Origin of the sequence: Dapis hubbardiae BLCC-M172, assembly GCF_050016015.1 — a bacterium.
In the GTDB taxonomy this organism is placed as follows: Bacteria; Cyanobacteriota; Cyanobacteriia; order Cyanobacteriales; family Microcoleaceae; genus Trichodesmium.
This window is the reverse complement of the sequence record NZ_JBNHEQ010000220.1, coordinates 17350-30611: the sequence shown is the minus strand read 5'-3', so window position 1 is coordinate 30611 and position 13262 is coordinate 17350. Positions and strand designations below refer to the sequence as shown.

Here is a 13262-nt window from a genome sequence, read left to right as displayed (position 1 = left end):
AAGGCGAATGCCATAGAGCGAATGTCATAAGGGCGAATGCCATTCGCCCCTACGGTTTTTTTAACGCCAGTCAGGAGGATAGAGACTTTCTACATTAGGCATTTCATCAATTTTTTGCACTAAATTTCCTAATTTTGGATATTTTTCCTGTATCGGTAATATGTCAAGATTTAACTTACTGACATCTTCCTGAGCTGCTAACTTTTCCACAAATCTAACAACAGGATAAATGGCAATATCTGCTGCTGATAATTTATCCCCTGCTCACCAATTTTCATCGGCTGAAATATTATCATTAAGCATGGTAAATTCAACTTTTAATTTTTGGAAATTTTCAAGAATTTCTTCCTCTTTTCCTGCTATACCTCCAAAGAAAATTGGTGGGATTAGCTGGAATAAAGGAAGTACAATTATATTATCAATTTCACATACCTGTTGGTAAATTTTTGCTTTTTATTGGCTAGTATTGCCAAAAAGTTGCCACTCAGGATATAGAGAATCTAAATATACTAAAATCGCTATAGATTCACGGACAAAAAATTCTCCATGTTTGAGTAATGGAACTTTTCCACGAGGATTTAAAGCTACATAATCAAGAGCTTTATGTTCTCCTTTTACTGGGTCTAAATAATTACAAACATAATCAAAATTATTAATTGCTAAAGCAAGCTGTACTCGCCAACCAAAAAGACTGCCTTGAAAGGTAAAAAGTTCGATTGGTGGATTCATTTTATTGAATAGTATTCGTGATTACAATGATGCCAAAAATTTAGCCTAGTAAAGCTAGACTAAATTGAACATACCTTTGAATTTAGATAATGTCAATAGCTATTTATAGAACTTATTTATAACTCTGTAAATTATAGAAATATTGCATTATCATTAATGCAAAAGAATATAACGACTCGCAAATAAATCGATCTTGATTCATTTTTTTGTTGAAAAAAACTATTTAGTCTGAAAAATATTTTGCACCATCTTCTTGTCTGTACTAGCAGCAGCTTTATCTAATTCTGCAACTTCACCAGAATCTAACTTCCAACCTAAAGCACCAATATTCTGTTCTGCCTGTACCTGATTTTTTGCTCCCGGAATCGGAATTGTACCTTTACAAATACACCAATTAATTGCTACTTGCGACATAGTTTTATTTCGGGATTTTGCTATGGCTTCTAAACATGATAATAATGGGCGAACTCCTGGTAATATCTGTTTAAATAAAATACCTCGAATACCTTGAGGAAAAGAACCTTTTTCAGAATACTTTCCTGTTAATATTCCTAATGCTAAAGGACTATATGCAATTAATTTAATTCCCAATTCATCACAAACTTCTTTTAATCCTAATTCTGTAACTGGGTAGGTTGATAATAGAGAATATTGAACCTGTAAAGTAGTAATAGGAACGCCGCGATCGCTAAATATTTTATGCACTTGCTTCAGTCGTTTCGGTCCGTAGTTCGATAACCCCACTCCCTTCACTTTTCCTTGTTCATACAAATCAGCTAAACCATCTAACAGTCCCCATTCTTGCCAAGGAAGATAGTTGGCAGTAGACCAGTGCATCTGTACCAAATCAACATTTTTACCGAGACGTTGAGCAGATGCTCCACAAGCTGTAATCATTGCTTGGCGACTCCACCTCCAGGGATAAGCAGCAAGTTTTGTGGCAATGCAAATATTATCTTGGTTTGCCCCCCTATATCCTTGAGAAAATTGCCCCAACAACATTTCACTACGTCCGTTTAATTTGCCAGTCCCGTAGGAGTCACCCGTATCAAATAAAGTTACGCCATTAGCAACACAGAGGTTAAATACATTTTGCAGCTCGTTATCCATACTTTGGTCATATCCCCAGAGGAGACGGTTGCCCCATGCCCATGTCCCACAACCCATTTTGGGAAAGGTAAGTTTTTGATTAGTTTGCATCCTTAACTATTAGACATCTCCAAATAAAAAATTAAATCAATTATCCCACAAAAATCATCAATTATTTTCCCCTACTCCCTACTCCCTACTTCCTACTCCCTGTTTTAGTATTTTCATCTATTATTTTCTCACTAAATGAGGCAAGATAGCGATCGAGTATTTTAGCAGAGTTGTGATTAAAACCATGATAGGCATCAGTAACAACAACCGGACTACCTGGTTCATAGAAGTCAGGAATGTCATCAATAGCTACCCACAGTGGATTTTCCTCATTGTTTTGTCTGAGATATTCCAAAACTCCTTGATGCCGAATATGCCGATTTTTTTCAATAACTATTGGGTGTAAACATGGAGTTACTCCAATAACACGCACAGCAATATCTGGTGAAAATAAACTAGAAATTTTCTCTAGAGAATACATTTCGCGCCAGGATGAAGAAATAACTATTTTGGCAGTCGGATAACGACGCAGAACATTTTCAAATTCATTCAGACAAACTGGATCGAATTTGATCATGTCTTTGTGCAAGACTGGTTGCTCGAATTTTTTCTCTGGTACTAATACTCCATCAATATCTAAGAAAATCCACATAATTTATTCCACCTACTTGAATGGCGATTGGTTAATTGATATTATATCAAATCTTGCTAATCACTTATAATTAAGTACGGAATAGAGAGTAGAGGAGAAACTGAAATAGCTCCGGTTTCTTTTTCCTCGGTGAGAAAGACTTGATATTTTATTTATAACTAATAAACTTATCCAGAAATAAAAAAGCAAATAAATTATTATCCATAAATTATCAATTAATTCTTTTTTTCTCTATTTTATATCTCCAGAAAATAGGAGATATAAAATAGAAATACTAGAATTTTTCCTAGATATATCCTACTTTTTAAGGGAGGTTATATCATGTACGTTGGTATTGTTTGTGTAAACCCAAGGGTGAATATCTACAGGAAATTTAATTTTTTTCAGGCTTTTAAGCCTTCTATTCTAGGTAATGAAAGCCTTCTTCCTTACCAAAACCAGGATGTCTAAAGCCTCCCCTTTTAAGGGGATGAAAAAGCGGTCGTTTCGCTCTTGCACAACTTTCCTGACGGAATGCTCTGCAAGAGCAGGAAACCTAGCCATATCCAATCGACCAAGAGAAATATTTAACTCAGTATTTCAAGCCTCCGACTAAGGTCTGAGGTTCACTGATAACTGATAACGCAGTTCCGACCATAGGAGGCTAACTGTTTAGCTAACGCACAACGCGCGTTTTTCATGTCGCGCAGGGTTAACGGAGTCATGCACTAGCTAAACGGCTGTCGCCGACATGTTTGCGGAGCATTCCGTCAGGAAATGCGGAGCATTCCCTATACGAAAAAACGCAGTTCTGACCATAGGAGGCTAACTGAAATGACCCTTACCTTACAATACTGATGCTACCAGACATGATATTAGGGCAGGATATTATTTTACAAAATTAGCCAAACAGCTAATCCCCAAAACGGAATAAATCTTAACCAACGTTTGCCACTTTCTGGGGGTTCAATATCTCCTATCAATACTGCTTGGAAAATGGCAAATAAGATTACATCTACACAGAAAGCAATAGTGAGGCGATCGCTCTGAAAGTTTTGCACGAAAAATTCTGCCCTAGCAGCGATATCACCAAATTCTGGTCTGGCGACAATTCCCCAAACTATGGCTATGCTGCCTATAATTAATCCTATTACACCAAATATTTTTGCCAGTAAACCTTTACTCATTTGTTCTTCTGTGGGAACTTCGGTTGCGGTGCTGCGCCAAGCCATATATGGTAGGAGGAAAGTATTGGTAAGGAACATTGCCATACTCCAAATTACGATTTTTTGGAGTTCTCCGCCACGGCGATCAACTAGCAGCAGTGGTAGAAACATAAATATCCATGCTTCAGCAAAGTTGAATAAACTTTCTAACCAAGGGTGTATGCTTGGCGCTTCCATATATTTTATACCAACAGCATTAAAAATGGGTAGGATAAAGAAAAAATTGATAGATTGGTTAATAACTTCTTTAATAGTTTCTGTTTCAACTGCCCAGATGGGTCCGTTTGGAAGTGGTTGTTCGTGTGGGGAAAGTAGCAGGATATAAATATATATAGCTGATAACAGCCAGAGGAAGATGGCGATCAGGCGGGAATTTTGTTGTTTTGGTAATTTTGATTGTGTCATTGAGTTATTTTTATGGTATTGATTAATTTTAACATTATCGCGTAATTATTTGTGGTGTCTTGCGGTGCGTTACACTTTCCTTTCTTGGGGAATGCTGCCTCTTCCAGAGGAACTGCGCTTTTTATCTGGCGCCGGGAAACGCAAAAGAAACGCTGTGCATTCATGTTACACAGCATTTCATGTTACCCAGTGAGTCCAAAAACATACCCTACTGGCTACTGGCGCGTCAAGCTTAAAGTAGCTGAATAGATTTTTGGTGTCATATCAAATCCTCTTGCTACGGTTCCCGAGAAATCGGAGTAACAAGAAACCGGGTTTGTGAGAGGTCAATGTTAGTATTGTAGGACATTTGATACAAACCCGGTTTCTCTACTTTTTTATACCGATACTACCGGATTTGATATCAAGATTTAAAGAATCAGCATCGTAATCTTACCATTTTCCTAAAGTAACATTTACAGAGCTTTTCAGATGGATAAACCACATCGTCATAACCAAAATCCAGTAGGGGATTCGCGAATCGCCTCTACGACTCCTAATGACTGACTTCTAGATTAACTATCTAATTACAAAGATGCTACCAGATTTGATATAACCTACCATTTAATGTATATCGGTTCAGTAGGGTGCGTATTTACGGCAAGAATCAATACTCTCAAAGCTATTTAACAATCTATGTGCGGATAATTAGGGCTGACTGATTAAATCTAAAAGTATTTACAGATAAGGGATTGAGTATCTTGAAGTCTTGAAAAAGTACCAGGTTTTAATCTGCTTCATGCACGGTTCCCGAAAAATCAAAAAGTTAGGATTTTGGGTTGACCTCAGGCAGAAAAACCAAGGGATAATTCTTCCTCCTGCCTCCTCTAAATTCCCCATTCTTCCTGACTCCTACCCTAATCCATAAGACTTTTTCAGCAAACCCTAATTAGCGATCAAAACACTTCTTTCTCCTGACTCCCCCCTAATTATTGACGGTGGTGGTGCATAGTAATGGTTGAGAGAGTGTGGGGAGTGTGGGAGGTATGGGGAGTGTGGGGAGTGTGGGAAGAAATTACAAAACCAAAACATACAGCATATTCTAAGTATATCAAGGACTTTGTTGCATGAAAGTAGCGATAGAGTATCCATTGCGCAGAGATATTGCTCTCTTTCGCTATTGATGTTCTATTCATCTATTGGACAATAGTAAGGGTTGGTAAATTAAACTTAACAGCTTTTACAGGCAAAGGTTTCAGCCTTTTATATTTCAAAATTGATGTTAGATTCATATATTGGACAATAGTTACAGCAGTTTCCGCACATTATTTTAGATATGCAGAATAAGTGTGGCAGCTATATACTTTCATGCAACAAAGCCTATATCAAGTACAAATATTAACAATGAAATGTTGATAGTGCGGGCATCTTGCTCGCAATGGGTATACCTCACCAAGGTGGAATCTGCTCTATATACCTTCACCATTACGCGAGCATGACTACCTTATTTGTAACTGTTCAACCGGAAACGATCTGAGATGTATCGTCCACTACTGTGCATTTAATTTGCTTAGTGCAAGTCAAGTTAAGGAAATCTTTATATTCAGCAATAATCAGTTTTGCTTATTTTTATTTTTGTTGTCAAGAAATGCAGATTAAATGTAGGATTTTTTCGGATTTTCACAGCATAGTTATTAATAGCATAGATGCAAATAATTAGCCCCCCTATGAAAATTAACTTACCGATTTTTTAACTGTATTGGCTAGTTATTTTCTCTAGAAAAAAAACTACTATTTCCTCTAATAGTTAGTCATACTGACTACAGAACACCAGAGTATAATTGCTTAGATTAGTGAATAATTATAGTCTTGAGCTTTCCTAAGTATGTAACTTTTTTATGATCCCCTATAGCTTACTTAAGATTTAATTCTCTTCTCAGAAGTTAGTTTTAGTTTACATATTTATGTTTTTTTGTCAATAAGTAATTATGCACTTGATTTATTTCCAACTATTACTACGTTAAAATTAACAAATGTAACAAAAGGATTAAAAAAAGTTATTAATAAATAAATAATCTTTTAAGTAGAAAAGTTCTAATTCTTGATATTATCTAAAATAGTCTGTGAAATATACAGAAGAGTAAAGAGATTCTTAGGAAATAAGATATGAGTTACGCTAATACACAAACTCAGTCTAAGTCTGGGTATCAGGCTGGAGTTAAAGACTATAAACTGACTTATTACACCCCTGATTACATACCAAAAGATACAGATGTTTTGGCTGCTTTCCGTATGACACCTCAGCCTGGAGTTCCTCCAGAAGAAGCTGGTGCTGCGGTAGCTGCTGAATCTTCTACTGGTACTTGGACAACAGTATGGACTGACTTATTAACTGACCTAGATCGCTACAAAGGTCGTTGCTATGATATTGAGTCTGTTCCTGGCGAAGATAATCAATATATTTGCTATGTAGCTTATCCTCTCGATTTGTTTGAGGAAGGTTCTGTAACTAATATGTTGACCTCCATTGTAGGTAACGTATTTGGTTTCAAAGCACTACGGGCGTTACGTCTAGAAGATATGCGGATTCCAGTAGCATATTTGAAGACTTTTGAAGGTCCTCCTCACGGTATTACTGTTGAGCGTGACAAATTAAATAAGTATGGTCGTCCTCTATTAGGTTGTACTATTAAGCCTAAGTTAGGTCTATCTGCTAAGAACTACGGTAGAGCAGTTTATGAGTGCTTGCGTGGAGGCTTAGACTTTACCAAGGATGACGAAAATATTAACTCTCAACCTTTCATGCGCTGGCGCGATCGCTTCTTATTCGTTCAAGAAGCTATTGAAAAGGCCCAAGCTGAAACTGGTGAAATTAAAGGCCACTACCTCAACGTAACAGCTCCTACTGTTGAACAAATGATGGAGCGTGCTGAGTTTGCTAAGGAAATTGGCACTCCAATCATCATGCACGACTACCTAACTGGTGGTTTTACAGCTAATACAACTTTGGCCAAATGGTGCCGTCGCAACGGTATTTTATTACACATCCACCGTGCAATGCACGCTGTAATTGACCGTCAGAAAGCTCACGGTATTCACTTCCGCGTTTTAGCTAAGTGCTTGAGAATGTCTGGTGGTGACCACCTCCACTCTGGTACTGTGGTTGGTAAGCTCGAAGGTGAAAAAGGTATCACAATGGGCTTTGTGGACTTAATGCGGGAAGACCATGTTGAGCAAGACCGCGAGCGTGGTATTTACTTTACTCAAGATTGGGCTTCCATGCCTGGTGTAATGCCAGTTGCTTCTGGTGGTATTCACGTTTGGCACATGCCAGCTCTAGTAGAAATCTTCGGTGATGATTCCTGCTTACAATTCGGTGGTGGTACTTTGGGCCACCCTTGGGGTAATGCTCCTGGTGCAACAGCTAACCGTGTAGCTCTAGAAGCTTGTATCCAAGCTCGTAACGAAGGTCGCAACTTATTCCGTGAAGGTGGCGATGTAATTCGTGAAGCTGCTAAGTGGTCTCCTGACTTGGCCGTTGCTTGTGAACTTTGGAAGGAAATCAAGTTCGAGTTCGAGGCCATGGACACCCTCTAAGTCTGTTGAAAATGGAAGATTTTAGATTTTAGATGGCAAGACATAGATAGATATGTCAAACTTGACTGCTAAGGATTTAATCTATCCTTAATCTAAAATCTAAAGTCTAACCATAGATTCAGGCTAGGGTCAAATATGGATATAAAAAAAGTTGCTAAAGATACTACAAAGGTACTGACGAGCTACCTAACCTATCAAGCTGTGCGGACAGTAACGAATCAGTTACGAGAGACAAACCCGCCGTTAGCAATTTGGTTAAGTGGTTTTTCCTCGACAGGCAAAATTCAAGATGGAGAAGCTTACCTACAAGAGCTACTTCAGGACAATAAAGAATTAGCATTTAGAGTGATGACAGTTCGAGACCATTTAGCAGAGGAAGTAGCTGAGTATTTACCAGAAATGGTTCGCAGTGGTATTCAAAAAGCTAATATGGAACATCGCCGTGGGTATCTCGAAAAGATAACGCAACTAGAAATAGTTGACCCTAGTTTAGAGCCTGAGCAACGAACTGATTAGCTACGAAAATTTCCAATACATTTTTCCCTACGGGTAAACCCGCAGGTTAGTTTCCAAAGTTTTTTTGGTTAAAAGCTTTGGAAAAGTTGTACATTGATTAAAGAGTAAAAAAAGATGAGAACATTACCAAAAGAGCGTCGTTACGAAACCCTTTCCTATTTACCTCCTCTGACTCCTCAGCAAGTTAGTCAGCAACTTCAGTACATTTTGGATCAAGGTTTCATCGCTGGTGTAGAATTCAGTGAGTCTTCTGCTCCAGAAATGCACTACTGGACTTTGTGGAAGTTACCTCTGTTCCATGCTAGAAGTGTTAATGAAGTTTTAACTGAAATCGACGCTTGCCGCAGTGAAAATCCTGATTGCTTTATTCGCGTGATGGGTTTTGATAACGTGAAGCAATGTCAAGTATTGAGCTTCATCGTACATAAGCCTAATCAAAGAAGATACTAATTTAGTAATATAGGAAATAGTGGGATAGGCAATAGTCTGTCCCACTATTTTTTTGTGTCATATCTGATAAATTGTCTAGATATAAACATCTCAAATAGTTAACCTTAAATCCTTGTAGTACCATAATAAAAACTTAGTTTCTGGTCTACTATTGAATAATAGAATAGAGGAAATTAACATAATGGTTAAAGTTTTTACAAGTTCTGTTATCAATACTAATATTGATAAAGTATGGATGAAGATTAGAGATTTTAATGCTCTACCTAATTGGCATCCAGCTATTGCTAATAGTGCCATAGAAAATGATGAGCCTAGTGATAAAGTTGGCTGTATTCGTAATTTCAATCTTAAAGAAGGGGGTAATATTCGCGAAAGGCTATTGGCTCTCAGCGACTTAGATTATTTCTACTCCTACTTAATTCTAGAATCACCGATGCCCTTAAAGAACTATATAGCAACATTGCAGTTTAAGCCAATCACAGATGGAAATTTAACTTATGCTGAATGGACAGCCACATTCGACTGCGATCGCCAAGAAGAAGAGAATCTGATTAAGTTAGTAGGTGATGGTGTTTTTCAGACAGGTTTCAACTCATTGAACCAGATATTTATCGAATAATGTCTTCTATTATATTTAGTGGTTTAGAACTTAAAAATGCGTAAGCTCTGATTTAATCAAGATAAAAATTAACCACAAAATATAACAAAAGCTATGAAGAAAAAAATAGTTATTATTGGTGCAGGTTATGCTGGTGCAAGTCTCGCAAGGTTATTTAACGATCAGGCTCAAATTACTGTATTGGAGAGTGCTAAACGTCCGGGAGGATTATGTAAAAGCTATTATAAAGAGGGAATGGTTTATGAGTATGGTCCTCATATTTTAGCTAATCATCATTGCTCTGATGAAGCGATCGCCTTTATTCTGAAACATATTGATTGTGTGGAGACTGGATTAACTTCGGCATCTTATGTGAAAGGAAAATTTACCTATTATCCTCCTCATCAGAAAAATGCTGAAATTTTAGGTATTAAAGAAATTGTAGAAGAAGAATGGAAAAACTTACCCAATATTCCTAATGAAGAAAACTTTGAAACTTATTTAATTGATAAAGTAGGAAAAACTTTTTATGAAATATATTTTAAAGATTTTACTGAAAAATTTTGGGGAATAGCTCCGAAAACAATGTCAGCAGAATGGGCAAAAATGCGACATTTAGGTGAATCTTTAAAAGATGAAAAGATGTTTTTTAACAAACGATGGTGTGCATATCCAAAAAGCGACTGGAACGAATTGTTTAAGAATCTTTTGCAAGGGATAAATGTCGTCTATGATACTTTGGTTTCAAAAGTAGATTTCGAGAAAAAAGAGGTTATTTTAGATTCAGGAACGACTATTTCTTATGATATGTTGATTTCTACTATGAGTATAGATAAATTGTTCGGGTATCCCTATGGCAAACTAAAATATTCTGGTTATGAAATAGAGCCTGTTATCTTAGAAAGGGATTATTATGGTGAATTCAATAGCAAACCTATTTCTATGACTTACTTTCCTGAAAAAGATCATATACAAGCTCGAATTACTGATTATAAGAGCTTTCAAAAAAAGGAAGATTTGGAAACATATCAAGGAAGAACTATAATCACCATAGAAAAGCCCTCTCATAAACAGGAATTTTATCCCTCTAACGATAGTGAAAATGCAAAACTATTGGAAAAATATTTAGAGTTAGCAGCAACTTATAAAGATGTTATTACTTTTGGTAGAAAAGGGCTTTATAAGTATTTGACGACTGATACCACTACAGAGATGGCACTTCGCCTTCAGAAATATTTTCCTGATTGGCAACAGCTAGATGTCGCTAGTCGTCTAGATGCCTATAATGTTGTTAGAGGGAATTGGAATAATTAGTAAAAAGATTGGGGAGAAACTAATTATTTTTTACTCCAACGATTTACATTATTCATAAAAATTTCTTCTAATATATCTTTAATGGTGTAGGTTAATTTCCACTCAGGATAATGATTTTGAAATTTTTGGATATCGCTTATCCACCAAATATGATCTCCACTTCGATTAGATTCTACATAACTATAATTAAGTTTTTGTTCAGTAATTACTTGACAATAATCAATGGCTTCTAACATTGAGCAATTGCTAAAACGACTGCCTCCTATATTATAAATTTCGGCCACTCTAGGAGCTTGATAATAGTGCCAAAAAGCATTGACTAAATCATAGCTATGAATATTATCACGCACTTGTTTGCCTTTATATCCATAAATTTGATATGGTTCTCCAGTCATAGTACATTTCATCAAATAAGATAAAAAACCATGCAATTTAGCCCCTGAATGACTAGGCCCTGTTAAACATCCACCTCGAAAAGAAACAGTTTTTAAGTTAAAATAACGACCATATTCTTGCACTAAAATATCAGCAGCTATTTTAGAAGCTCCAAATAGAGAATGCTGGGAATTATCAATACTCATATTTTCATCAACACCTTGAAAGTAATGATGTGACTTCTGAATTTCTCAGCGTAGTTCTTGTTCAACAAGAGGTAAATAGTTAGGGGTATCTCCGTAAACTTTACACGTTGAACAAAAAATAAATACAGCATTTGGACAGTGCTGACGAGTATTTTCTAGTAACACTAAAGTGCCATTAGCATTAACTGTAAAATTAGTATAGGGATCTTTAGCTGCCCAATCATGGGAAGGTTGACCTGCCGCATGAATAATCAAGCTAATTTCTGTACCATAAGTCTGGAAAATTCTAGAGATTTCTTGTTGGTCTCGAATATCAGCATTATGATGAATATAACGCTCTCCATAATCTTCTAAAAGGCGATCACGATTCCAATCTGTTGATGCTTCTTCACCAAAGAAAAAAGAACGCATATTATTATCAATACCAACAACAGTAAAACCTTTGGCGCAAAAAAAACGTACTGACTCAGAGCCAATTAACCCAGCTGCTCCTGTTACTAAGATAATGCTCATGTTGTATCTATCCTCAGAAGATTTTTAAATAATAAACTTACTATAAGATTGTTTTAAGAAATTAGCAATTCAGATAATTATAGATTTTATTGATTAAGGTTTTAGCCATATCTAAGTGCTTAGTATGGAACCCTAGCATTAAAACGACTAATTATTTATGCCTTTCAGGAATTATACATTCAAACAATTGGAGCTGCAATTTTGTTATCAAATAAAGCCTCAATTAATATGTTTAAAAATCTCGGTTTTGTAGTTAGAGAAATCATGTATAAATCATGGCCGATGCCTAATGGAGAGCTGGCAGATATGGTATTGATGGAATTGACAAAATATTAATCTCTGTAGAATAGTTATCTTAAAGGATTTGGAAACTAAACCCCTACAGAATACTATTCTTAAAATCTACTTTTTTCCTTATTTAAAAATACCCTTAATTCTCTCAACTGTACGCTGATTTTCTTCAGGAGTTCCTACCGTAATTCTTAATCCTCCACCAGTATGACGAATTAAAGTTCCCTGACTTTTCAGTTGCTGCATTAAACTATTTAAACCTTCATCTTGGGAACTTTTACCGATTAATTTTAATCCTTCATCTGTCAGTCTGGCATAGAAAAAATTAGCAGCACTTTCCCAAACCTTCAAAGCAGGAATTTCGGCAAAAGCAGTAAATAATTTACTTCTTTCTGTCAAAATTTCCGGGATAAAAGATAATACATCTTGACTATGAGTAAGCACTAATTTAGCAGCAGCTTGAGAAAAACTTGGTAAGTTGTAGGGAAGGCGAACTTTTTCCAAATTAATAATAACTTCTGGGTGAGCTATAGCATATCCTACTCGCAGGGAAGCTAACCTAAAAGCTTTAGAAAAAGTTCTTAAAATCACCCAATTTGGATGTTGATTTAATTCCTCAACCACAGAAATTTTACTAAACTCAAAATAAGCCTCATCAATTACCACTAAAATATCATCTGGCAGACTTCGTAACCATGCCAATTCTTCGGAAGTTAAAGCATTAGCAGTCGGAGAATTTGGATGAACAACAAATACCACTCTTACAGAAGGATTTTTGGTTTGATTAATAACATCCTGAGCTGCACTAATATCTATTTCAAAATCCGATTCTTTTCTCCCCACATTTATTACAGAAACTCCGACAGTTTGAGCCAGAATAGAATACATAGAAAAAGTAGGAGTTGCCGTCAAAATAGAACCCTCCTCTCCTACACAACTAGCAATTAATAGAGAGCGAATTAATTCATCAGAACCATTACCAACAGAAATATTAGTAGCAGAAATATTAACCGAAGGAGTTGCTTCATTTACATATTGAGCTATTGCTTCTTTAAGTTGGAAATGACTCCCATCAGGATAACGGTTTGTTTCAATTAACTGTTGATAAATCTCAGCCAAATTTTGCTTTAAATTATCAGGCAAATCATAAGGACATTCATTAGTATCTAATCTATCCAAAGGAATTTCCGAACTACCTCCAGGATGAGGAGTATAAGCTTTAAGATTATTAAGGTCTGAACGAATAAAAGAGAGCATAACTTGATTGAATAATTTTTGTTGGTTAATTAGAG

At 36.2% G+C, this 13262-nt stretch carries 12 protein-coding genes and 1 pseudogene; 6 read left to right on the top strand and 7 right to left on the bottom strand.

The window, feature by feature from the left end; all coding sequences use genetic code 11:
• Positions 1-60 precede the first annotated feature (60 nt).
• On the bottom strand, positions 61-210 hold the full coding sequence (locus ACP6PK_RS20310) for a hypothetical protein (RefSeq protein ID WP_426562124.1): 150 nt from the start codon (positions 208-210) through the stop codon (positions 61-63).
• A gap of 19 nt (positions 211-229) precedes the next feature.
• Between ACP6PK_RS20310 and ACP6PK_RS20305 the strand changes: the two genes are divergently transcribed.
• Positions 230-442, top strand: a complete 213-nt coding sequence (locus tag ACP6PK_RS20305) for a hypothetical protein (RefSeq protein WP_426562122.1) — start codon at positions 230-232, stop codon at positions 440-442.
• Positions 443-453: 11 nt separating this feature from the next.
• On the opposite strand, the gene ACP6PK_RS20300 is transcribed toward ACP6PK_RS20305, so the two are convergent.
• The 4 genes from ACP6PK_RS20300 to ACP6PK_RS20285 form a co-directional block, all read right to left on the bottom strand.
• Entirely contained in the window at positions 454-729 is a 276-nt protein-coding gene (locus ACP6PK_RS20300) for a glutathione S-transferase family protein (protein ID WP_094672027.1), read from the bottom strand.
• A gap of 219 nt (positions 730-948) precedes the next feature.
• Positions 949-1929, bottom strand: a complete 981-nt coding sequence (locus ACP6PK_RS20295) for an aldo/keto reductase (RefSeq protein WP_426562120.1) — start codon at positions 1927-1929, stop codon at positions 949-951.
• An 85-nt stretch (positions 1930-2014) separates the two neighbouring features.
• Positions 2015-2521: an HAD domain-containing protein gene (locus tag ACP6PK_RS20290; protein ID WP_426562118.1), complete on the bottom strand. Its 507-nt coding sequence runs from the start codon at positions 2519-2521 to the stop codon at positions 2015-2017.
• An 872-nt stretch (positions 2522-3393) separates the two neighbouring features.
• Positions 3394-4131, bottom strand: coding sequence for a hypothetical protein (locus ACP6PK_RS20285; RefSeq protein ID WP_094671762.1), 738 nt, complete (start codon positions 4129-4131; stop codon positions 3394-3396).
• 2145 nt (positions 4132-6276) lie between these two features.
• Between ACP6PK_RS20285 and ACP6PK_RS20280 the strand changes: the two genes are divergently transcribed.
• The 5 genes from ACP6PK_RS20280 (at position 6277) to ACP6PK_RS20260 (ending at position 10585) form a co-directional block, all read left to right on the top strand.
• A complete protein-coding gene (locus ACP6PK_RS20280) occupies positions 6277-7707 on the top strand; it encodes a form I ribulose bisphosphate carboxylase large subunit (protein ID WP_094676526.1) in 1431 nt (476 codons plus the stop codon).
• A 135-nt stretch (positions 7708-7842) separates the two neighbouring features.
• Entirely contained in the window at positions 7843-8223 is a 381-nt protein-coding gene (gene rcbX, locus ACP6PK_RS20275) for a RuBisCO chaperone RbcX (RefSeq protein ID WP_094676524.1), read from the top strand.
• Positions 8224-8337: 114 nt separating this feature from the next.
• Positions 8338-8673, top strand: a complete 336-nt coding sequence (locus ACP6PK_RS20270) for a ribulose bisphosphate carboxylase small subunit (RefSeq protein ID WP_426562115.1) — start codon at positions 8338-8340, stop codon at positions 8671-8673.
• A 181-nt stretch (positions 8674-8854) separates the two neighbouring features.
• The gene (locus ACP6PK_RS20265) at positions 8855-9292 is read left to right on the top strand and encodes an SRPBCC family protein (RefSeq protein ID WP_426562113.1); all 438 of its coding nucleotides are present in this window, start codon (positions 8855-8857) and stop codon (positions 9290-9292) included.
• 93 nt (positions 9293-9385) lie between these two features.
• Complete coding sequence (locus tag ACP6PK_RS20260; RefSeq protein ID WP_426562111.1) at positions 9386-10585, top strand: UDP-galactopyranose mutase; 1200 nt, start codon at positions 9386-9388, stop codon at positions 10583-10585.
• 23 nt (positions 10586-10608) lie between these two features.
• On the opposite strand, the pseudogene ACP6PK_RS20255 reads toward ACP6PK_RS20260, so the two are convergent.
• Positions 10609-11679: pseudogene (locus tag ACP6PK_RS20255) on the bottom strand (NAD-dependent epimerase/dehydratase family protein).
• Positions 11680-12093: 414 nt separating this feature from the next.
• Positions 12094-13227, bottom strand: coding sequence for a histidinol-phosphate transaminase (locus tag ACP6PK_RS20250; protein WP_426562109.1), 1134 nt, complete (start codon positions 13225-13227; stop codon positions 12094-12096).
• Between the last annotated feature and the right edge of the window lie 35 nt (positions 13228-13262).

Bases quoted from the DNA above. Each gene is read 5' to 3' on its own strand.
- ACP6PK_RS20305 (WP_426562122.1), top strand. From the start codon at position 230: ATGGCAATATCTGCTGCTGATAATTTATCCCCTGCTCACCAATTTTCA.
- ACP6PK_RS20300 (WP_094672027.1), bottom strand. From the start codon at position 729: ATGAATCCACCAATCGAACTTTTTACCTTTCAAGGCAGTCTTTTTGGT.
- ACP6PK_RS20295 (WP_426562120.1), bottom strand. From the start codon at position 1,929: ATGCAAACTAATCAAAAACTTACCTTTCCCAAAATGGGTTGTGGGACA.
- ACP6PK_RS20290 (WP_426562118.1), bottom strand. From the start codon at position 2,521: ATGTGGATTTTCTTAGATATTGATGGAGTATTAGTACCAGAGAAAAAA.
- ACP6PK_RS20285 (WP_094671762.1), bottom strand. From the start codon at position 4,131: ATGACACAATCAAAATTACCAAAACAACAAAATTCCCGCCTGATCGCC.
- ACP6PK_RS20280 (WP_094676526.1), top strand. From the start codon at position 6,277: ATGAGTTACGCTAATACACAAACTCAGTCTAAGTCTGGGTATCAGGCT.
- rcbX (WP_094676524.1), top strand. From the start codon at position 7,843: ATGGATATAAAAAAAGTTGCTAAAGATACTACAAAGGTACTGACGAGC.
- ACP6PK_RS20270 (WP_426562115.1), top strand. From the start codon at position 8,338: ATGAGAACATTACCAAAAGAGCGTCGTTACGAAACCCTTTCCTATTTA.
- ACP6PK_RS20265 (WP_426562113.1), top strand. From the start codon at position 8,855: ATGGTTAAAGTTTTTACAAGTTCTGTTATCAATACTAATATTGATAAA.
- ACP6PK_RS20260 (WP_426562111.1), top strand. From the start codon at position 9,386: ATGAAGAAAAAAATAGTTATTATTGGTGCAGGTTATGCTGGTGCAAGT.
- ACP6PK_RS20250 (WP_426562109.1), bottom strand. From the start codon at position 13,227: ATGCTCTCTTTTATTCGTTCAGACCTTAATAATCTTAAAGCTTATACT.